Genomic DNA, 18237 nt, shown 5'->3' on the forward strand with positions numbered 1-18237 from the left:
ATATGCACCGCACAATAAGTCAAGCGCTTTTTGTGCAGTGCAACATATTTTTGACAACCCAAATTTCGGCAAATTGCGCGGCTTTAACGCACGGGTAACCCCGTTCCGATAGGTTTTGGTCATGTTATTGTCACGGCGTGCATATTGTCGCGCCGGAAAGACGACCCAACAGTTTAGCGGGACAGATGAATGTTCAAGCGTAGCGTTTGCAGCCGTTTCGCCGCCAACGTGGCCCTCTCCGGCATTCTTGTCGCCTTGCTCGGAGCCGGGCTTGCGACGCCGGCTGAGGCCCGCCATCACCATCGCCATGCCCATCATGGGCACGTCGTTCGCCACCACGGCCATTCGGGCGTTCACGCCCGGGTCGCGGTGCGCCAAAATCGCAACGGCGCCATCGCGCCCGTCGGCGCCACCGCCGCAATCGTCGTGGACGGCGCGAGCGGCAGAATGATCTATGGGCTGAATGAGAACGCCCCGCGCCACCCGGCCTCCGTCACCAAGGTGATGACGCTTTACCTGCTGTTCGAGCAGCTCGAAAAGGGGCGTTTCAGCCTTAACGACGAGATCGAGATTTCCAGCCACGCGGCCGCCCAGTCGCCTTCGAAGCTCGGTCTGCGCCCGGGTCAGACGATTAAGGTCGAGGACGCCATCAAGGCCATCTGCACCAAATCCGCCAATGACATCGCCGTCGCGGTGGCCGAGGCCGTTGGCGGTACGGAGAGCGATTTCGCCGAACAGATGACCCGCAAGGCCTATGCGCTCGGCATGAACCATACCTTCTACCGCAACGCCTCCGGCCTGCCGAACCCGGAACAGATCACCACGGCGGCCGACCTCGCCGTTCTGGGCCGCTCGATCCAGGAGCGTTTCCCGCGCTATTACCGCTATTTCTCGATGCATGAATTCGCCTATCGCGGCCAGCGCATCCATAATCACAACCATCTGATGGATCGCGTCGAGGGCATGGACGGCATCAAGACCGGCTATACCGCCGCCTCGGGCTTCAACCTGCTCAGCTCCGTCAAGCGCGACGGCCATTACATCGTTTCGGTGGTGATGGGCGGCAAGTCCGCGCGCTCGCGCGACAATTACATGGAAGCCCTGATCGAGAAATATATCGACGAAGGCGGCTCGGCGCGCGGCGCGACCCGCGTCGCCGAACAGGAAGAGCCGGCGCGGGAAGAGCCCGTCCGCCAGGCCAGGGTTGAGCCCAGGAACGAACCGGAGCGCAAGCCCGTCGTGCTGGCCCCGCCGAGCGAAAGCGCCGCGCCCGACGCGCCGGCGCGCCTGTCCGTCGCGGCCGTCAGCCCCGATCCTCGCCCGCGTCCGGCCTATGTCTCGGCGGCGCAGCCCTCCCGCGAGAATGAGGAAACCCGCCTGCCGACCGCGACCATCGCGCGCCACGGCAGCGCGGCCGATGGCTCGACCACCGCGCAGGCCCATGAAAGCGCCGGCGCGGTGACGCCCGCTGGCCGCTGGATCGCCGGCCCGGTTGGCCGCGAAGCCTTGCGCGCGGCGGTTCGCTTCCAGCCGAACGGAAAAGCCGAGGCCAAATCGGAGGCCAAGTCCGAAACCAAGTCCGAAACCAAGTCCGAGGCCAAACTCGACAATCGCATTGAGATCAAGCCGCCGGTGCGGCCCGAACTCAAACAGGAAGCGAAGCTGGAGACCAAGGCTGTCTCGAAAACCGACGAGAGCGCTTCCGCCTCGAAACAGGCCCTGCCGACCAAGCCGCCCGTTCCGGGCTGGATGATCCAGATCGGCGCCACCGACGACGTCGACAAGGCCGCGGCGCTGCTGTCCAAGGCCAAGGCCCAGCGCGGTTCGCTGCTCGCCTCGGCCAAGCCTTTTACGGAAAAAGTGAGCAAGGGCGGCGGCACGATCTACCGCGCGCGTTTCGCCGGACTTGAAGAGTCCAAGGCCGAAGCCGCCTGCAAGGCTCTGAAGGTCTCTGGCTTCAGCTGTTTCACCACCCGGAACTGAGCGGCTCGAGCCGCTCCGTTCCTTCGAGTTCGTCCGCGTAATTACGAGTTGGGAGCGTATCAGCCTTGACGACGCATGAGCCTGTCCTTGGCCTGATTCAGTCTGGCCGCATCATCCGTCGTCCCCCCGTGGTCGGGATGTCGTTCCTTCATGAGGCGCCGGTGCGCCCGAACGATCTCCTCCGCGCTCGCGCCCGATCGAAGACCCAGCGTCTGATAGGCTTCCTCCTCGGTCATTTCGCCGCCACGCCGCGCCTGGCTCCCTGCCGCGTGCGCGTCACCCTGGCCTGCCGCGCGCCATCCGGGAAAGCGGCGGTCGAGATAATTATCAAGTAACAGGACCGAATCCGGGTCGCGCGCCGCGCATTCCTCGCGCAACCCGTCCAGTTCCTCACGGGTCAAGGCGCTGAGCCGCGCGCCTGTGAACGCCCCGGCCAGCACCGTTCCCTCGACATCGCCGCTGGCAAGATCGAGCGTCATTTCGAGAAAAGCCGTGCGGACCCGAGACGTCTTTTTCGCTTGCGCGCGGCGCGCGGCCATTTGCGCGAACTTGCTCCAGGAAAAGCTTTCGCCCGTGAAGAGATAAAGCGACAGCCCGCCGAAGCCGAGCGCGAGCGGAACCCTGCCCCGCAACAGAACCAGCAAGGCCGCCGCCGCCGCGAGCATCCCGCCGCCCATGCGCAGGCTTTCCGCGACCCGCGCGGGCGAGGCCCGGCCCAGTTGGCGCAGGAAATAGACGCCGAGGATCAAGGTCAGAATTCCAAACAGCAGGAAAGGCATCTTGTCTCCAAAATCTTGGCGAGATCTGCATCGCAGCTGCGCGCCAACAGGGATCAGCGCATCTGGGACAGCAGCTGGCGCGCTTCGGAATCGCCCTTGCGCGCACGGTCGCTCAGCGCCGTGAAGCCGCCCGCGGCATAGGCCGCCGCCGCGCGCAGCAGGTTAGCGAGTCGGCCGGCGGAACTGGAATCGAAGGTGGCGTAGGCGCCCCCGGTGAGCCGGGCGATATCCTTGAAACAGGCCGTCGCCTTGCGGTCGCCGCCCTCGTGGAAGATGAAGCCCTTCACGCCGAGCAGGCCAAGCTCCCCGGCGAGGCGGCCCAGTTCATCGGCCTTTTCCTCCATGCTGTCGCCAATATAGACGAAGGCCCCGATGGGCGCCTCGGCCTGTTCGGAGCGAATGTGGCGCAGCACGCGGCCAATTTGGGTCGCGCCGCTCATGACCGAAATTTTCGCCATGGCGGCGGCGAGCCCGGCGCCGTCCCGCAGGAACGCGGAGGCCCGGCAATCGTTGAAGCCACGAAAATAGACGAGCTGGATGTCCAGCCCGCCGCAGGAGGACGCGGCGGCGAACATCTGTCCCTGGACCTGTTGCGCGACATCCCAGGTCGGCTGACGGCTCATGGTCGCGTCGAGCGCAAAGACGAGGCGTCCGCGCCCGGGCTGCGGACGCATAGGCGCCTTGCGCATGGCGTCGGCAAACGCCTCGACCTCGGCCTTGTTCGCCGGAATGACCGGAGTCTTGTCCCCGTCGCCCACGATTTTCTCCCCTGCTCCCGATAAGATGGCGAAGGCGCGGCGAAACGCAAGGCGGCGCCGTCGGGATGCTTAGCCCTTCAAGAATGCCTGACGCCTGTTGAGGATGCTTGGCGCTTCTCCAGCGGCGCGCTAAGTTTCGCGCATGACCCTGCATCTGCTGAAGCTCTGCGTCGGCGTGGACTCAATCGCGGAGCTGCGCGCCTTTACCCGGATGCGGCGCAAGCACGCGCCTGAAGTCCACGCACATGTCACGCGCATGATCCCAAAGCGCGCCGTCGAATTGCTCGACGGCGGCTCACTCTATTGGGTCATCAAGGGCCAGATTTCCGCGCGGCAGCGACTGATCGGCGTACAGCCCTTCGTCGATTCTGCCGGGGGGAAGCGCTGCGCGTTGCAACTCGACGACGAAGTGGTCGCCCTGCGCCCGCAGCCCCATCGCGCCTTCCAGGGCTGGCGTTACCTGACGCCCGCCGACGCCCCGCCCGATCTCGACTCCGTCGCCGCCGGCCTGGACGAAATGCCGGAGGCGCTGCGGCGGGAGCTGTCGGATCTGGGGTTGCTCTAGCTTTTTGTTTTAACGCGTATTCGCTTCGCTTGAAAAGCGCTTAGCCGCTGTCAGGCCGCGTTGGCGGCGCCAGCCTTCATCGTTTCGGCTATGGCCGTATAGGCGGTCAGCCAGGCCTCCCGCGTCTCGTCGGTAAAGGATTCGCCCAGCCCCTGCTCAAGAGTCCAGATCAGCGCTGCGCCAACGGGCGCATAATGCTCGTCGCGCACCCCATAGCCCACATGTCGCTGCGCAAGCGACGTCAGCGCGGGCTGGAGCTGGTCGAATTTTTCCAGACTGTTCACTGCGAGCGCGAGGGTCGCCATGAGCTTGCGCCCCTGTTCGCCGATATCGCCCTTGAACATGGGCCGGACCTCGGGCGCGATTTCGAACAGCCGCCCGTAAAACAGGCCGGCCGCCGTGTCGGCGATCGGCGCGACCTTGGCGAAACTCTGTTGGATCAGTTTGACTTGTTGCGGCGTCATGCAAGGCTCCCCGGATTATTGGACGCCGCGAGCCGATCCATGGCGGCGGCGCGGACGCCCATTCAAGGCAAGGACTATGCCGTGAATTTTCGCCCGTAGCGCCTTGCGGCTGCCGAAACGGCGCCCGAGCAAGGACATCGCCTCGCCAGAGTCTTGATCAGTACGATGCTTTTTTGTGCGTCCGTCAGCTCTCGTCCAGCGGCTCGGTGATGCTGAGCTGCCGGTAGTCGATCTGCGGCACGCCATTCTCGCGCGCGTTCAGAATATCGGCGAAGACCTCGCCAAACCGAATGTCGCGCCAGGAATAGCCCTTGCGCACATTGATGGTCTGGCCGGAGACATCGTCCAGACCGTCGAAGATCACGACGAAAAAGGCGTCCATCGCCTCCAGTTGCTCGGGGCCGAGGCCAAACAGGGGGCCTTTCTCGTCGATCGGATGAAAAAGCGTCCAGGAAAAGGCGAAGATCGGATTGCGCGCCTGCACCAATTGCAGCTGTTTGAACCTGCGGTAGCCGACGCCCTCGGCCGTGTCGTCGTTATAGATCAGCCAGACCTCGCCGCGCGCCGCATTCACGGAACTGCGGCGGGCGTTGACGAAACGCGCCATCAGCATGTTCTGGCCGTCATGCGGCGCCATGGTCATCACGTCGGCGAAAATGACCCGCGCGCGCGGCCGGGAGAAGCGCGCGAAAATCAGGCCGGTGAACACGGCCAGAGTCGACATGCCAGTGAAGATTTCCAGCGTTGCGATCGAATGGCCGTAAGCGTTCCGCGGATGCATGTCGCCATAGCCGACAGTCGCCAGAGTCTCGATCGAAAAGAAAAACAGATCGACTAAAGAGCCCGGCCGCGCATTGGCGACACAATCGCCGCCCAGCCAGAACAGAGTGGCGAAGATGATGTTCATCACCAGGAAATAAAGTCCGAAGCCGCCGAAAAACACCGGCCAGGACACGCTCATGCTGTTGTGGAACGCATCGGTCCAGAAGGATTGGTCGAGACCGCGAGTCAGGAATTCGCGGTCGCCGATGCGGACGATCTGGGCGCGGTCGGCGTTGTGGCGATGGCGACGGCGGATCATCGGCTCAGAGATTTTCCCATTTCTCGATCACCCAGCTTTCGGCCTTCGCGCCTTCGCGCCAGTGCGCGAAAGCGGGATGGGACAGGATCGCGTCGCAATAGGCGCGGGCGGGCGCTTCCAGCGACAGGGCGTAAGTGTCGAGGCGGCTGGCGACCGGCGCAAAAAAGGCGTCGGCGGCGGAAAATGCGCCGAACAGGAAGGGACCGCCATATTGCGCGGGCGTTTCCGTGAAAATGGCCTGAATGCGGGCGAGATCCGCCTGCGCCGCTTCTTCCAGCGGCAAGGGCGCGGCGCGACGGGCGCGGCGGAAATTGGTCGGGCAGGCTTGGCGCAGTCCCTGAAAGCCGGCATGCATTTCCGCACAGAGCGAGCGCGCCCGGGCGCGAGCCTGAGCCGCCTTGGGCCAGACATTCCGGTCGGGGAATTTTTCCGCGAGATATTCGACGATGGCGAGCGAATCCCACACGGCGAAATCGTCGTCGCGCAGCAGCGGCACCTTCCCGGTCGGCCCCTCGCGCAGCATTTTTTCGCGCGAGCCGTCGACATAAAGCGGCGTGACCACTTCCGTGAAGGGAATATCCAGAGCGCGCATGAGCAGCCAGGGCCGCAGCGACCAGGACGAATAGGCCTTGTTGCCGATGAACAATGTCAAGGACATGAAAAACTCCGGACTCAGGGCTTTTTGGCAGGCGGCGCAAGCGGCGCCTCGTGCGGCGCGCCGGCCTTTTTCCAGGCGCCGAATCCGCCCTCGACATGGGCGACCGGCGCGAGTCCCATGCGCTGCGCCAGATGGGTCGCCAGAGCGGAGCGAAGGCCTCCGGCGCAGAAAAAGACAAAGGTCTTGTCTTGCTGGAATTGCGGCTTGGCATAGGGGCTGGCCGGGTCGATCCAGAATTCCAGCATGCCGCGCGGGCAATGGAAGGCGCCGGCGATTCGCCCTTCCCTCTCCAGTTCACGCGGGTCGCGCAGATCGACGAACAGCACATCGTCGCGCCCGAGCAGTTCCTGCGCCTCAGCTACGCTCAAGGTCTTGATCGCGGCGTTGGCCTCGGCCAGCATTTGCTGGATTCCATAAGAGATGTTCGACGGCATGGGGGATTCCTTCTGGCCGGATTGGACCGTAGGGCCGCCGCCGCGTCAACTTCCATCTCTTGACCCGGCCCCGGCTTTTGCCGACAAGCGGGAATGCTCGAAGACGACCCCCTCGCCCAGACCATCATCGCGCTTTGCGCCGCCGTCGGCCCCGGCAAATCGATCGACCCCTCGGAGGCGGCGAAACATTACGCCCGCCAGCGCGAGGAGGACGATCTCGCCTGGCGCAGCCATTTGACGCAAGTGCGCGCTCGCGCCGTGGCGCTCGCCCGCGCGGGAAGGCTGGTGGTCTATCGCAAAGGCAAACCGGCGGACCCCAATGATTTTCGCGGCGTCTATCGCATCGGCCTGCCGCGCGGCGACTGACGTCCGGAGCGGGGAAGAGGAAGCGCCGAAATGTTTTTCAACGTCTCGAAAATCGTCTGGCTGTTCGCCTCGCCGCTGCACTTCCTGCTCATCTGCCTGATCGTCGGGCTGCTGCTTGCCCCGCGCTGGCGCTACGGCCGCACGTTGGCGCTCGCGGCGACCGCAGGCCTCGCGCTGATGGCCTTTTCGCCCGTCAGCGCAATGCTGCTGCGCCCGCTGGAGGACCGATTCCCGCGCCGCGCAGAGGCGATGCCGCCGCCCAAGGGAATCATCGTGCTGGGCGGGGCGCTGGACGAGCGCATAGCCGCCGCGCGCGGCCAGGTGGCCACCAATGAAGCCGCAGAGCGCATGACCGCCGCAGCGGCGCTGGCGCGGCTCTACCCTCAGGCGAAGCTGGTCTTTTCGGGAGGCTCGGGCGCGCTGGTCGACGATTCGGCGAAGGAAGCCGACGTCGCGCGCCAATTATGGCGCGAACTCGGCGTGCCCGACAGCCAGATGGTCTTCGAGGACCGCTCGCGCAACACGTTCGAGAACGCCGTCTACACCAAGGCGCTCGTCAAGCCGCGCAAAGGCGAGGACTGGCTGCTGATCACCTCGGCCTATCACATGCCGCGCGCCATGGGCATTTTCCGCGCGCTGGGGATGGAGCCGACCGCCTTCCCCGTCGATTACCGGACCTATGGCGATTCCACTGATTTCCGCCCGCCCTCGGACGGAACGCTCGCCATCCGCAATTTCGAAACGGCGGCGCGGGAATGGGTTGGATTGCTGGTCTATCGGCTCACGGGCAAGACGGATTCACTCCTGCCCGCGCCGTAAGATCAGTTGCTGGCGTAGCCATTGACCTTCAGCCAGCCCTTCCAGTCCTTTTCGTCGCCGAAGAAGGCGTTGCGGTCCACCTTGGTCGGGATGCCATTGACATAGGCGTCGGACTGGTACTGCCAGAAATGCCAGGCGCGATCGCCATATTTCACCGAGGGGCGATGCTTGGTCGAGCGGATCCAGATCGGATATTCATGCAGCGCGCCGTCGATGATCGCGGCATAGAAATCGACCGTGGTGTAGATGACCGGCTTCTTGCCGTAAAAACGCTCCATCTCGACCAGCATGGCCTTGATTTCGCGCAGGGTCGGATCGCGTTCGAGCCGTTTCGGGCAGGTCGGGGAATCCGGCGTCGCCTCGACGTCGAGCACCGGCGGCAAAGCGTCCGGCTCCGGCGGCACGTTCTTCTCGAACCAGGCCATGTTCTCACTCCACGGCCGGCACCAATATACGAAATGATAGGCGCCGCGCGGCAGGCCCGCGGCCTTGGCGCCCTGCCAGTTCTGGATAAATTTCGGATCGATACGGTCGCCGCCCTCGGTCGCCTTGATATAGGCGAATTTGACGCCGCCCTCCTGGACCGCCATCCAATCGACATTGCCCTGATATTTCGACACATCCACGCCATGGATGGTGAAAGCGCGGGCGAGCTGGGTCGCCTCGGTCTCTTTATAGGTGCCGGGACGCGCGCCAACGAGCGGCTTTTCCGGCAAAACGGTCGGTCCCGCGCCGCAAGCCGCAAGCGCGAGGAGGAAACCGGGAAGCGCGATTCGCGCCATGATTTTCATATAAAAATCACTCATGCGGGCAAATTACCTCTCACTGGGTAATGAGTCCTTAATCTGCATCACGCCTCGTCACCGCCTGCATTGAAGCGAAATTTGCGCCTTTGGCAAGCGCAGCTGAAGTCTAACAGCCGCAAAGGCTTCAATTCCGGGCGTTTCGCCCCTTGCCAGCGCCGGGTCGGGGGCGCCAGAAAGGCCGGCGCGTCCGCTAAAGCGTAAACGCGCGTTCAGGAATTCTACGCATGACGGCTAATAAAGCATTAATCGCGTTCGGCTTTTGGGCGTTCTTGACCGTTGCAGGAGCGGAAACCGCGGGCGCGGCGCAAACCCCAAGCTGCGGGCCGGAGGCTCTTGGCGTCTCCCGGACCATAGCCATCGGCGGGTCGCCGCATGTCGGGTTCAAGACCTATCCGCAGACCCTCGACCTCAAGGACCATGAAGTCGTCCTGACTTTCGACGACGGCCCGGCCGCGACCACGTCCCGCGTGCTCGACGCTTTGGCCGCCCAATGCGCCAAGGCGAGTTTCTTCCTCATCGGCCGCAACGCCGCCGGAATGCCGCGCGTCGTGCAACGCGAGATCGCCGAGGGCCACACGGTGGGCCACCATTCCAACTCCCATCCCATGCTCCGCAGCCTGCCCTTCGCCAAGGCGATGGCCAATATCGACGATGGCGTCGCGTCGGTGGACAAGGCGGCGGGCGGCAAGGATTCGAAATTCTTCCGCTTTCCCGGCTTCGCCGATTCGCCGGCCTTGCTGGAGGCGCTCGACAGGAAAGGCATGCCGGTGTTCGGCGCCGATCTCTGGGCCTCGGACTGGAATGTGATGACGCCGCAGGAGGAGCTGGAACTGCTGATGGGGCGGCTGCGCCGCGCCGGGGGCGGCATCGTCCTGCTGCACGACACCCACAAGCAGACGGCGGACATGATTCCGGCCCTGCTGGCGGCGCTGAAGGCTGAGGGTTTTCATCTCGTCCATATCGTTCCCGGCGCTTCGCCGCCCGCGCTCAAACAGGCTCCGGCGGGCTGGACCTCGGAAACCGATGCGACCTTGCAGAAAATGAGCGTGAGCGGCGCGACAAAGCGCGCCAGGACGGCGCCGGCGCCCATGGGCGACGCGCTCCAAGACAATGCGCCCAAAGCCGACGCGCCTATTCAGGAGCAGAAGGACTCCGCGCCGCCGAAAATCTGATCTGGGGAAAACATCAAGCTTCGAAGAAGCTTGGTGCGGCCAAGAGGACTCGAACCTCCACCCCCGTTAAAGGACTAGCACCTCAAGCTAGCGCGTCTACCAATTCCGCCATGGCCGCAGGATTGTTGGCCAAGGAGGCCCGAACAATCGGTAGGCGCGTCGTCTAACAAATCGGTCCTGAGGTTGCAAGCTATTCGCCCGCTTTTTTCTCGACGCCGGAGCGGCGCCGCGCGATAAGCAAAAAAACAGAGCCGCTTCCATGACCGAAACCAGCGAAAAATCCGCCCCCTCCCTGCTGCCCGCGCCCGGCGCGCCGCCGGTGGAATGGCGCATTTCGGACGGCCTGACCGATTACGCCTTCGCGGTCGCCGAAATGGAGGCGCGCGCCTCGGCCATAGCCGATGGAAGCGCCAATGAGCTGGTCTGGCTGCTGGAACATCCGCCGCTCTACACGTCAGGCACGTCCGCGCGGCCGCAGGACCTGCTCGACGCGCGCTTTCCGGTCCATGCGACGGGGCGCGGCGGCCAGTTCACCTATCACGGCCCCGGCCAGCGCGTCGCCTATGTGATGCTGGACCTCAACCGCCGCACGCGCGACGTCCGCGCCTATGTCTGCGCGCTGGAAAAATGGATCATCGCCGCGCTGGCGCGTTTCAACGTCAAGGGCGAGATACGCGACGGCCGCGTCGGCGTCTGGGTGCGTCGGCCAGAGAAGCGCGCGGGCCTCCACGGCGAGATCGCGGAAGACAAGATCGCGGCCATTGGCGTGCGCATGCGCCGCTGGGTCTCGTTCCACGGCATCGCGCTCAATGTCGAGCCGGAGCTTTCGCATTTTTCAGGCATCGTGCCCTGCGGCATCGCCGAAAGCCATTTCGGCGTCACCAGCCTGGTCGATCTCGGCCTGCCGGTGGGTTTGCCGGATGTGGACGTGGTTTTGCGGCAGAGCTTTGAGGAAATTTTCGGGCCGACGGTCGCGGTCTAGACCGCCCAATTATCGATCAACCGCGTCTTGCCGAGTTTGGCCGCGACCAGCAGGCGGATCGGGCCATCGGCATGCGACGCGGCCGGCGCGAGGCTCGCGGCATTGCGCGCTTCGAAATAATCGAGCGCAAAGCCTGCCGCTGTGATTTTTTCCTCAGCGCGCGAAAGGACGGACGCAACCGCTGCGCCGCCGCGAATCGCCTCGGCGCTCTCGCGCAACGCCCGCGACAGCGTGACCGCCGTCGCCCGCTCTTCGCCGCTCAGATAGACATTGCGCGAGGACATTGCGAGGCCGTCGGGCTCGCGCAGGGTCGGGACGCCATGGATTTGCGTTGGAATGTCGAGATCGGCGGCCATGCGGCGAATAACGGCCAGTTGCTGGAAATCCTTCTCGCCGAAAAAGGCGCAATCGGCCTGCGCCTGATTCAGCAATTTGGCGACGACCTGCGCCACGCCGGCGAAGTGATCTGGCCGGAACCTGTCCTCCAGCCCCGCCAGCGCGGGACCGCCGGGGATCACCTGCGTCGAGAAACCTTGCGGATACATTTCCGCCGCCGTCGGAGCGAAACAGCCGTCGCAGCCGATTTCCGCTAACTTCGCGAGATCGGCCTCGAAGGTGCGCGGATAGGCCGAAAAATCCTCGTTCGGGGCGAATTGCGTCGGATTGACGAAGATGGAGACGACGCAACGCGTCGCATGGGCGCGCGAGGCCTCGACCAAAGAAATATGGCCCGCGTGCAACGCCCCCATGGTGGGGACCAGCGCGACGGTCTCGCCCGCCGCGCGCCATTGCCCGACGGCGCGGCGCAGAGCGGAAATCTCGCGGAAAATCAGCGGCTGTTGGGTCATTTTCGGCTCAGAGAAAGGAAGAGTTCTTGATCGCGCGGAATTTCTTCGGCGCCTCAGGGACGTTTTCGCCCGCGACGCGGCGCAGGAAATCGACATAATCACCCGACAGGCCCTGCGCCCGCGCCGCCGCCACGATCTTGCTCATGTAATCCGCTGGCGCGCGTCCAAGGCTCTTGCCCGGCGCGCCGACATAGACAAGGGCGCGGATGGGCGAGGCGCCTTCACGCAAAACAGGCTGGCTGATCTTGCGATAGGCGCCCTGAGCTACGCCCTCATAGCGGTCGAGCGCCGCGAAATCGCCGAAACTCAGCTCCCACAATACGCCGAAGGCGGTGGCGGCGGGGTCGCGCACAATGGTGGCGAAACCGTCGGGCAGCAAGTCAAAGCGATGGCGCGGCAGAAACGCTCGGCCGAGCAGCCGCGCGCCGGGGCAACGCCGCGCCATGGCGTCGGCATCCATGTTGGAGCCATAGGCGAAAGTCAGGGGCATGATGTCAGAACCAGAGGAAGGGCGGATCAAGCCATGCGCGGCTTCACGACGATCTGCGAGACATACCAGTCGACGAACCAGCGCAAGGCCCAGGGAAACGGCAGCAGGAAGCCCAGCGCGAGCGCCAGGACCAGCGAGCGCCAAAGCAGGTCGAGGCCCGAGCCGATGAATTCGAAGGCATGGGTTCCGACCACGTTGGAGCATATCCAGCGCATCATGTATTTCAGCGCCCAGGCCCAGCCTATGATGGTCAGCATCGAAAAGGCCAGCAGCAGCACCCAGCCAAAATAGCCAAGGAACCCGCCCTCGAAGGCGAGGGAGAGACCGCCCTGCTCCGCCCGAAGCGAGCGGCAGAACCAGCCGATCAGCAGCACATTGAGGAAGACGCTCAGCGCCAGCGCGATGAGCGAGGCCGAGCCTTGGGCCTGCGAGCCGGAAAGTCCCGGGCCGATCAATTCGACGAGGCCCAGGCCGGCGAAAATATACCAGCATTCGCCCAGCGTGCTTTCCAGAAACAGGCGGCGTCCGCCCGGCAGCGCGACCTGCTCCGCCAACCAGCGGTAGAACCACAGGCCGACCCAGGGCGCAGGAATGATCAAGGCGATGGCGAACATCAACACGATCGAGCGCCAGAACAGGCCCCAGACCGGAAAGGACGGTTCAAGCGGCCCGGCGCCCGACGGCGCGGCGGCGGCGATCTGCGCGAAGATGGCGGCCAGCGCGGGATGATTCGACGCCAGCGTGGGCGCTCCACCCTCGGCCCAAACCAGGCAATCCGGCGCGATCCGCCCGGACTTGGCCAGAGTCGCGAGTTCTTCCAAAGTGACGGGGCCGTTCTGCGCGCCCGAGCGATCCTTGAAATAATAATTTCCCGCCATGCGCCGGTCCTCAAATTGCCTCGGTGCTCAATAGCCCCGCCAGTCTGCGGCGCAGCTAAAAAAAACGCCAGTCCCGAGCGATGGGACTGGCGCAAAAAGCTTTCCGCACGCAAGAGCGAGCGGCCAAGAACCCCGATCAGGCAAATTCCATGATGACCGCGTCGACGGCGAGCGAATCGCCTTCCTTGGCCTTCAGCGCCTTGACGGTGACGTCGCGCTCGGCGCGCAGCACGTTCTCCATCTTCATCGCCTCGACCATGGCGAGCGGATCGCCGGCCTTCACTTCCTGGCCTTCCGCCACATAAAGCGCCTTGACCAGGCCCGGCATCGGGCAAAGCAGCGATTTCGACGTGTCGGCGATCTTCTTTTCCGGCATGAGCGCGAAGAATTCAGCCTCTCGCCGGGTGAAGACGCGGGCCTCGACGGTCACGCCAGCATGGGCGATCTCGAAGCCGTTCAGGATCGAGCGCACCTGCACCGCCACCGCTTCGCCGTCGATCAGTCCGTTCCAGACCGCATCCCCCGGAACCCATTCGGATTCGAGGCGATGGGCGCAGCCCGTCGAGGAACTGGCGTCATCGGAGGCCTTTTGCCCATCCTCGGCGAAGCGCACCAGCAGCGCGCCATCGCCCAGGTCGATGTCGATGTCGTAATGCGCCTTGTCGAGTGTCACGGTGCGCGCGGTCTGGAACCTGACCGGCTTCTGCGTCTGCAACTGGCCCGAAATCTGGCGCTTGCGCTCATTGCCGATGGAATCGACGAAAGCCGCGACCGCCGCAAGGCGATGGGCGACCTCGCCCTTCGCGGTCAGCGGCGAGAAGCCGTCCGGATATTCCTCGGCGATGAAGGCCGTGGAAATATTGCCCGAACGCCAGCGCTCGTGCTGCATCAGCGAGGACAGGAAGGGAATATTGTGGCGGATGCCGTCGATGACGAAGCCGTCGAGCGCGCGCGCCTGCGCCTCGATCGCCGTGAGGCGGTCGCCGGCGTGGGTCACCAGCTTGGCGATCATGGGATCATAATAGATCGAGATTTCGCCGCCCTCAAACACGCCGGTGTCATTGCGCACGGTGACGCCTTTCCAGCGGCCTTCTTCCGGCGGGCGATATTTGACGAGACGGCCGGTCGACGGCAGGAAATTGCGCGTCGGGTCTTCCGCATAGATGCGACTCTCGACGGCCCAGCCCTTGAGATGCACATCCTTCTGCTCGATGCCGAGCTTTTCGCCGGCGGCGACGCGGATCATCTGCTCAACGAGGTCGATGCCGGTGATCAGCTCGGTGACCGGATGCTCCACCTGTAGGCGGGTGTTCATTTCGAGGAAGTAGAAGCTCTTGTCCTGCCCGGCGACGAATTCCACCGTGCCGGCGGAATCGTAATTGACCGCCTTGGCCAGCGCGACGGCCTGCTCGCCCATCTTCTTGCGGGTCGCCTCGTCAAGCAGCGGCGACGGGGCCTCCTCGATCACTTTCTGGTTGCGGCGCTGAATGGAGCATTCGCGCTCGCCGAGATAGATGACATTGCCGTGCTTGTCGCCCAGCACCTGAATTTCGATATGGCGCGGGTTGACGATGAATTTTTCGACGAAGACGCGATCGTCGCCGAAGCTGCTCTTGGCTTCGGACTTGGCGCGCGCAAAACCTTCGGCGACTTCCTCGCGGGTGTGGGCGATGCGCATGCCCTTGCCGCCGCCGCCGGCGGAGGCCTTGAGAATCACCGGATAGCCGATGCCGTCGGCGATCGTGACCGCCTCTTCCGGCGTCTCGATCACGCCGAGGAAGCCCGGAACGGTGCTGACCTTGGCGGCGTTGGCGAATTTTTTCGACTCGATCTTGTCGCCCATCGCTTCGATGGCGCCGACATTCGGGCCGATGAACACGATGTTATTGGCTTTCAGCGCCTCGGCGAAGGCGGCGCGCTCCGACAGGAAGCCATAGCCCGGATGGACGGCCTCGGCGCCGGTCTTTTTGCAGGCGTCGATGATCTTTTCGATGATGAGATAGGATTCAGCGGCCGGGGGCGGGCCGATATGGACGGCTTCGTCGGCCATTTCGACATGAAGGGCGTCTTTATCGGCGTCGGAATAGACGGCGACCGTCTTGATGCCCATCCGCCGCGCCGTCTTGATGACACGACAAGCGATTTCGCCACGATTGGCGATCAGGATTTTCTTGAACATTCAGGCCCCGGAGCTGAACGAAAGCGGCCTTGCGATCACAAGGCCCGTGCTTACGGTTGGATCGGGACCGCTTTTATGGGAAGTCTCCGCCCTCGTCCAGCCGTCAAAGGGCTGATGCCGCCTCGACTTTGCGCTGCGCCTTACGCCAGCGCGGCCTGAACCTCGGGAGCCTCGATCCTCGCGCGCACGGCGGCGACCAGCCAATCCGGCGCGCGATGCGCTTCCGCCAGCACATTGGCGAGCAAAGCGACGGCAGTGAGGGCGCGGCAGCGGTCGGCCTCGGCCAACAGCCATTCCGCCTGCTCGCCGATCACCACGCCGGTCGGGCGGCGCTGCCAGACCATGTGATCCGTGACGCAATGGATGAAAAACTCCGTCCATTCGGCGCAAGGCGCGTCCTGGACGCGCTCCAGATTGAACAGGGCGGCGATCTCGTCCTGCGTCGCGGCCTCGTCTTCAAACAGGGCGCGGCGCAGCTGGCGGACCTCGGAGGAGGTCAGATTGCGGCCCTGCCGGGCCAGAGCGGCGATCAGGGCGCGTCGCTCGTTCAGGGCTTCCAGGCCATAGAGGGAAAATTTCACGGCGCGGGCGGTGCTCATCACTAGGACTCCATCGACAGATGAAGCCTAGCGCCCCGCGCCTTGCCTGTTCCTAAAGAGACAAAGTGAACGCTTGGAAAGGTTAAAACTTTTCATTTCAATAAGTTCTATCGCCGCCCGCGCCTGATCCATTTCTCCTTGACAGCAGATCATCGCGGTCAAGGAATGCGACAGTCAGCTTCCAGGCAAGAGTATTGCCGAGCGGTTGTTGGCCGACGGCGATAGCTAGTCAGCGGGGATGAAGCGGAGTGTGCCTGCTCGGCGCGTTGGCCTGCCGGTGTCGTTCGTATGATTGACGCCATCCATGACAGGCACTTCAAAGAAATCGAATGGGCTTACTCCGTCCAGGCAAGCCACGTTTACGGCATATAGGTTCTGGTTAGACCGTCGTTGATGATGTGTGTATATTCCGCAGCGGGAACAGAAGAAGTGCTGCGCTGATCCGGTATGGAAGCGGTAGCTTGTCAACGCATCCTCGCCCTGCAGGATCTTGATCCCACCCATTTCCGCCATGGCAACGACGGCGCCGCGCATCCGGCAGTAAGAGCAAGTGCACCGGCGGATCGAATTGAAGCCGTCGCTGAGCATCACCTCGAAACGCACCGCGCCGCAATGGCACTGGCCAGCCCGAACATTCGTGTCGACCGCCATGTTGCCCGTTTTCCCCCAATCATAGCTGCGTAGAACGGCGCCGCGTGTGAACTCGTTGGCGCCACCCGTCTCTGTGGCATGAGGTTGAGACTGGCTCCTTCGGGTCGGAAGCGGAACCCCATCCTCAGGCTGGTTGAGTCCAGCCGCTAGTCCATGCTGCGGTGATAGCCGCGGCGGTGATAGAGCAGGCTCGGCCCCTGGTCGCGACGTGCAACCGTCTCGACCCTGCCGATGAGAATATGATGAGTTCCAACATCCTTCACGTCAATCAACCGGCAATCGAAACTGGCGAGCGCGTTTTCGAGCAGGGGCGAGCCAGTCAGGCCTTTGCGCCACGAGCCGTGGCTGAATTTTTGGGCAAAATGCTCATTCGTGCGGCCAGCGAAGATATCGGCGAGCTGCTGGTCTTCCGCGCCGAGCGAATTGACACTGAACACCGCGTTTTCGAGAAAGCGCGCCGCTGACGGCGAATTGCGGTTGACGCAGACGAGCAAGGTTGGCGGATGGTCGGAAATCGAGGCCAAAGCGGTCACGGTCATGCCCGCGATCCCGGCCGGGCCATCGGTGGCGATGAGATGAACCGGCGAGGCGATCTCGCTCATCGCGTCGCGATAGGCTTGGGGATCGAGCATTACCACCTCTTCCGCGCGCAATCGGTCTCTCCGTCAGGCATGTTTCAGGCCGGTCTTAGCCGGAGCCCGTCCACAAGGAAACCCCACAGCCGCAAAAGGCCGCCAAAACCATAACATTGCGGCGCGGCGCGGCCCTTGCTAGCGTCACATGGCGCGCGCGCCGATTCTGGATGGCGAATGGAAATCTTTCTGCAGCAGCTCATCAATGGCGTTACGCTCGGCTCGATCTACGGGCTGATCGCGATCGGCTATACGATGGTGTTCGGCATCATTGGCATGGTCAATTTCGCCCATGGCGACGTGTTCATGCTGTCGGCCTTCATTGCGCTGCTGCTCCTGCTGCTGCTAACTCAAGTGCTGGGCCTGCCTGCCGGCCTCGCCTTCGTCCCCGTGCTTTTTGGGGCCATGTGCCTGACGGCGCTGTGGAATTTCGTGATCGAACGGGTCGCCTACCGCCGCCTGCGCGGCTCCTTCCGCCTCGCACCGCTGATCTCGGCCATCGGCATGTCGACTTTTCTGGCCAATTTCGTCACCGTGACCCAGGGGCCGAACAACAAGTCCATCCCGCCCCTGCTCGATCATATCATTCCGCTCACGACCGGCGGCGCCTATGACGTCACGCTGTCCTACAAGCAGATCCTGATCGTCGTCGTCACCGCGATTTTGCTCGCGGCCTTCTGGTTCGTGGTGCAAAAGACCTCGCTCGGCCGGGCGCAGCGCGCCTGCGAGCAGGACGCCAAAATGGCTTCTTTGCTGGGGGTGGACGTCAACCGCACCATCGCGCTCACCTTTGTCATCGGCGCGGCGCTGGCGGCGGTCGCGGGCTGCCTGTTCCTGCTGCAATATGGCGTGGTCAAATCCTCCGACGGCTTCGTGCCGGGCGTGAAGGCCTTTACGGCTGCGGTGCTCGGCGGCATCGGCTCGCTGCCGGGCGCAGTGCTTGGCGGGCTGGCGATCGGCCTGATCGAGACCCTTTGGGGGCAATATTTTTCGAGCGACTACAAGGATGTCGCGGCCTTTTCGATCCTGGCGATCACGCTGATCTTCATGCCTTCCGGCCTGCTGGGGCGGCCAGATGTCGAAAAGGTCTGAC

Annotated in this window: 21 protein-coding genes and 1 tRNA gene; 7 read left to right on the forward strand and 15 right to left on the reverse strand. The window is 63.8% G+C overall.

The features are described from left to right. Positions 1 to 189: 189 nt before the first annotated feature. Complete coding sequence (locus QZ409_RS00680) at positions 190 to 1983, forward strand: serine hydrolase (protein WP_296706121.1); 1794 nt, start codon at positions 190 to 192, stop codon at positions 1981 to 1983. A 59-nt stretch (positions 1984 to 2042) separates the two neighbouring features. Here QZ409_RS00680 and QZ409_RS00685 read toward each other — a convergent pair whose 3' ends face one another. Both QZ409_RS00685 and QZ409_RS00690 read right to left on the reverse strand, forming a co-directional pair. Continuing rightward, positions 2043 to 2762, reverse strand: a complete 720-nt coding sequence (locus QZ409_RS00685; protein WP_296706122.1) for a DnaJ domain-containing protein — start codon at positions 2760 to 2762, stop codon at positions 2043 to 2045. A 53-nt stretch (positions 2763 to 2815) separates the two neighbouring features. Further along, on the reverse strand, positions 2816 to 3520 hold the full coding sequence (locus QZ409_RS00690) for a VWA domain-containing protein (RefSeq protein WP_296706123.1): 705 nt from the start codon (positions 3518 to 3520) through the stop codon (positions 2816 to 2818). Between the two features lie 142 nt (positions 3521 to 3662). On the opposite strand from QZ409_RS00690, the gene QZ409_RS00695 reads away from it, so the two are divergent. After that, complete coding sequence (locus QZ409_RS00695) at positions 3663 to 4085, forward strand: DUF1489 domain-containing protein (RefSeq protein ID WP_296706124.1); 423 nt, start codon at positions 3663 to 3665, stop codon at positions 4083 to 4085. A 50-nt stretch (positions 4086 to 4135) separates the two neighbouring features. Here QZ409_RS00695 and QZ409_RS00700 read toward each other — a convergent pair whose 3' ends face one another. The 4 genes from QZ409_RS00700 to QZ409_RS00715 form a co-directional block, all read right to left on the reverse strand. Beyond that, positions 4136 to 4549, reverse strand: a complete 414-nt coding sequence (locus tag QZ409_RS00700) for a globin family protein (RefSeq protein ID WP_296706125.1) — start codon at positions 4547 to 4549, stop codon at positions 4136 to 4138. 184 nt (positions 4550 to 4733) lie between these two features. Continuing rightward, positions 4734 to 5630 carry an ion channel gene (locus QZ409_RS00705; protein WP_296706126.1) on the reverse strand — a complete coding sequence of 299 codons (897 nt, stop codon included), beginning with the start codon at positions 5628 to 5630 and terminating at the stop codon, positions 4734 to 4736. 4 nt (positions 5631 to 5634) lie between these two features. Continuing rightward, complete coding sequence (locus QZ409_RS00710; protein WP_296706127.1) at positions 5635 to 6288, reverse strand: glutathione S-transferase; 654 nt, start codon at positions 6286 to 6288, stop codon at positions 5635 to 5637. Positions 6289 to 6302: 14 nt separating this feature from the next. Further along, positions 6303 to 6722 (reverse strand): rhodanese-like domain-containing protein, encoded by a 420-nt coding sequence (locus QZ409_RS00715; RefSeq protein WP_296706128.1) that lies wholly within the window; start codon positions 6720 to 6722, stop codon positions 6303 to 6305. A 93-nt stretch (positions 6723 to 6815) separates the two neighbouring features. Here QZ409_RS00715 and QZ409_RS00720 point away from each other — a divergent pair, with 93 nt between their 5' ends. Beyond that, positions 6816 to 7088 (forward strand): DUF3253 domain-containing protein, encoded by a 273-nt coding sequence (locus QZ409_RS00720; protein WP_296706129.1) that lies wholly within the window; start codon positions 6816 to 6818, stop codon positions 7086 to 7088. Positions 7089 to 7118: 30 nt separating this feature from the next. Next, positions 7119 to 7907 (forward strand): YdcF family protein, encoded by a 789-nt coding sequence (locus tag QZ409_RS00725; RefSeq protein ID WP_296706130.1) that lies wholly within the window; start codon positions 7119 to 7121, stop codon positions 7905 to 7907. Between the two features lie 2 nt (positions 7908 to 7909). On the opposite strand, the gene QZ409_RS00730 is transcribed toward QZ409_RS00725, so the two are convergent. Further along, entirely contained in the window at positions 7910 to 8713 is an 804-nt protein-coding gene (locus QZ409_RS00730; protein ID WP_296706131.1) for a GH25 family lysozyme, read from the reverse strand. Positions 8714 to 8982: 269 nt separating this feature from the next. Between QZ409_RS00730 and QZ409_RS00735 the strand changes: the two genes are divergently transcribed. Beyond that, the gene (locus QZ409_RS00735) at positions 8983 to 9885 is read left to right on the forward strand and encodes a polysaccharide deacetylase family protein (RefSeq protein WP_296706132.1); all 903 of its coding nucleotides are present in this window, start codon (positions 8983 to 8985) and stop codon (positions 9883 to 9885) included. 31 nt (positions 9886 to 9916) lie between these two features. Here QZ409_RS00735 and QZ409_RS00740 read toward each other — a convergent pair. After that, positions 9917 to 10003 (reverse strand) — tRNA-Leu (locus QZ409_RS00740). A 141-nt stretch (positions 10004 to 10144) separates the two neighbouring features. On the opposite strand from QZ409_RS00740, the gene lipB reads away from it, so the two are divergent. After that, the gene (gene lipB, locus QZ409_RS00745) at positions 10145 to 10867 is read left to right on the forward strand and encodes a lipoyl(octanoyl) transferase LipB (RefSeq protein WP_296706133.1); all 723 of its coding nucleotides are present in this window, start codon (positions 10145 to 10147) and stop codon (positions 10865 to 10867) included. Here the strand turns inward: lipB and panC are convergent. The 7 genes from panC to QZ409_RS00780 form a co-directional block, all read right to left on the reverse strand. Next, positions 10864 to 11715: a pantoate--beta-alanine ligase gene (gene panC / locus QZ409_RS00750; protein ID WP_296706134.1), complete on the reverse strand. Its 852-nt coding sequence runs from the start codon at positions 11713 to 11715 to the stop codon at positions 10864 to 10866. The two genes, lipB and panC, sit on opposite strands and share 4 nt — an antisense overlap. Before the next feature lie 7 nt (positions 11716 to 11722). Then, positions 11723 to 12205 (reverse strand): gamma-glutamylcyclotransferase family protein, encoded by a 483-nt coding sequence (locus QZ409_RS00755; RefSeq protein ID WP_296706135.1) that lies wholly within the window; start codon positions 12203 to 12205, stop codon positions 11723 to 11725. Between the two features lie 26 nt (positions 12206 to 12231). Then, positions 12232 to 13083, reverse strand: a complete 852-nt coding sequence (locus QZ409_RS00760; protein ID WP_296706136.1) for a DUF4339 domain-containing protein — start codon at positions 13081 to 13083, stop codon at positions 12232 to 12234. Positions 13084 to 13219: 136 nt separating this feature from the next. Next, positions 13220 to 15262, reverse strand: coding sequence for an acetyl/propionyl/methylcrotonyl-CoA carboxylase subunit alpha (locus QZ409_RS00765; protein WP_296706137.1), 2043 nt, complete (start codon positions 15260 to 15262; stop codon positions 13220 to 13222). Positions 15263 to 15402: 140 nt separating this feature from the next. Further along, positions 15403 to 15861, reverse strand: a complete 459-nt coding sequence (locus QZ409_RS00770) for a hypothetical protein (RefSeq protein ID WP_296706138.1) — start codon at positions 15859 to 15861, stop codon at positions 15403 to 15405. A gap of 225 nt (positions 15862 to 16086) precedes the next feature. Then, the gene (locus QZ409_RS00775) at positions 16087 to 16512 is read right to left on the reverse strand and encodes a GFA family protein (RefSeq protein ID WP_296706139.1); all 426 of its coding nucleotides are present in this window, start codon (positions 16510 to 16512) and stop codon (positions 16087 to 16089) included. Positions 16513 to 16658: 146 nt separating this feature from the next. Further along, entirely contained in the window at positions 16659 to 17144 is a 486-nt protein-coding gene (locus tag QZ409_RS00780) for a flavin reductase family protein (protein WP_296706140.1), read from the reverse strand. Between the two features lie 177 nt (positions 17145 to 17321). Here QZ409_RS00780 and QZ409_RS00785 point away from each other — a divergent pair, with 177 nt between their 5' ends. Then, on the forward strand, positions 17322 to 18236 hold the full coding sequence (locus QZ409_RS00785; protein WP_296706141.1) for a branched-chain amino acid ABC transporter permease LivH: 915 nt from the start codon (positions 17322 to 17324) through the stop codon (positions 18234 to 18236). The last annotated feature ends 1 nt before the right edge of the window (position 18237 follow it).

Source organism: Rhodoblastus sp. (genome assembly GCF_019449565.1).
GTDB lineage: Bacteria > Pseudomonadota > Alphaproteobacteria > Rhizobiales > Beijerinckiaceae > Rhodoblastus.

Excerpts from the sequence above, each read along its gene's own strand:
- QZ409_RS00680 (WP_296706121.1), top strand. The coding sequence starts at position 190 with ATGTTCAAGCGTAGCGTTTGCAGCCGTTTCGCCGCCAACGTGGCCCTC.
- QZ409_RS00685 (WP_296706122.1), bottom strand. The coding sequence starts at position 2,762 with ATGCCTTTCCTGCTGTTTGGAATTCTGACCTTGATCCTCGGCGTCTAT.
- QZ409_RS00695 (WP_296706124.1), top strand. The coding sequence starts at position 3,663 with ATGACCCTGCATCTGCTGAAGCTCTGCGTCGGCGTGGACTCAATCGCG.
- QZ409_RS00700 (WP_296706125.1), bottom strand. The coding sequence starts at position 4,549 with ATGACGCCGCAACAAGTCAAACTGATCCAACAGAGTTTCGCCAAGGTC.
- QZ409_RS00705 (WP_296706126.1), bottom strand. The coding sequence starts at position 5,630 with ATGATCCGCCGTCGCCATCGCCACAACGCCGACCGCGCCCAGATCGTC.
- QZ409_RS00710 (WP_296706127.1), bottom strand. The coding sequence starts at position 6,288 with ATGTCCTTGACATTGTTCATCGGCAACAAGGCCTATTCGTCCTGGTCG.
- QZ409_RS00715 (WP_296706128.1), bottom strand. The coding sequence starts at position 6,722 with ATGCCGTCGAACATCTCTTATGGAATCCAGCAAATGCTGGCCGAGGCC.
- QZ409_RS00720 (WP_296706129.1), top strand. The coding sequence starts at position 6,816 with ATGCTCGAAGACGACCCCCTCGCCCAGACCATCATCGCGCTTTGCGCC.
- QZ409_RS00725 (WP_296706130.1), top strand. The coding sequence starts at position 7,119 with ATGTTTTTCAACGTCTCGAAAATCGTCTGGCTGTTCGCCTCGCCGCTG.
- QZ409_RS00730 (WP_296706131.1), bottom strand. The coding sequence starts at position 8,713 with ATGAGTGATTTTTATATGAAAATCATGGCGCGAATCGCGCTTCCCGGT.
- lipB (WP_296706133.1), top strand. The coding sequence starts at position 10,145 with ATGACCGAAACCAGCGAAAAATCCGCCCCCTCCCTGCTGCCCGCGCCC.
- panC (WP_296706134.1), bottom strand. The coding sequence starts at position 11,715 with ATGACCCAACAGCCGCTGATTTTCCGCGAGATTTCCGCTCTGCGCCGC.
- QZ409_RS00755 (WP_296706135.1), bottom strand. The coding sequence starts at position 12,205 with ATGCCCCTGACTTTCGCCTATGGCTCCAACATGGATGCCGACGCCATG.
- QZ409_RS00760 (WP_296706136.1), bottom strand. The coding sequence starts at position 13,083 with ATGGCGGGAAATTATTATTTCAAGGATCGCTCGGGCGCGCAGAACGGC.
- QZ409_RS00765 (WP_296706137.1), bottom strand. The coding sequence starts at position 15,262 with ATGTTCAAGAAAATCCTGATCGCCAATCGTGGCGAAATCGCTTGTCGT.
- QZ409_RS00770 (WP_296706138.1), bottom strand. The coding sequence starts at position 15,861 with ATGAGCACCGCCCGCGCCGTGAAATTTTCCCTCTATGGCCTGGAAGCC.
- QZ409_RS00775 (WP_296706139.1), bottom strand. The coding sequence starts at position 16,512 with ATGGCGGTCGACACGAATGTTCGGGCTGGCCAGTGCCATTGCGGCGCG.
- QZ409_RS00780 (WP_296706140.1), bottom strand. The coding sequence starts at position 17,144 with ATGCTCGATCCCCAAGCCTATCGCGACGCGATGAGCGAGATCGCCTCG.
- QZ409_RS00785 (WP_296706141.1), top strand. The coding sequence starts at position 17,322 with ATGGAAATCTTTCTGCAGCAGCTCATCAATGGCGTTACGCTCGGCTCG.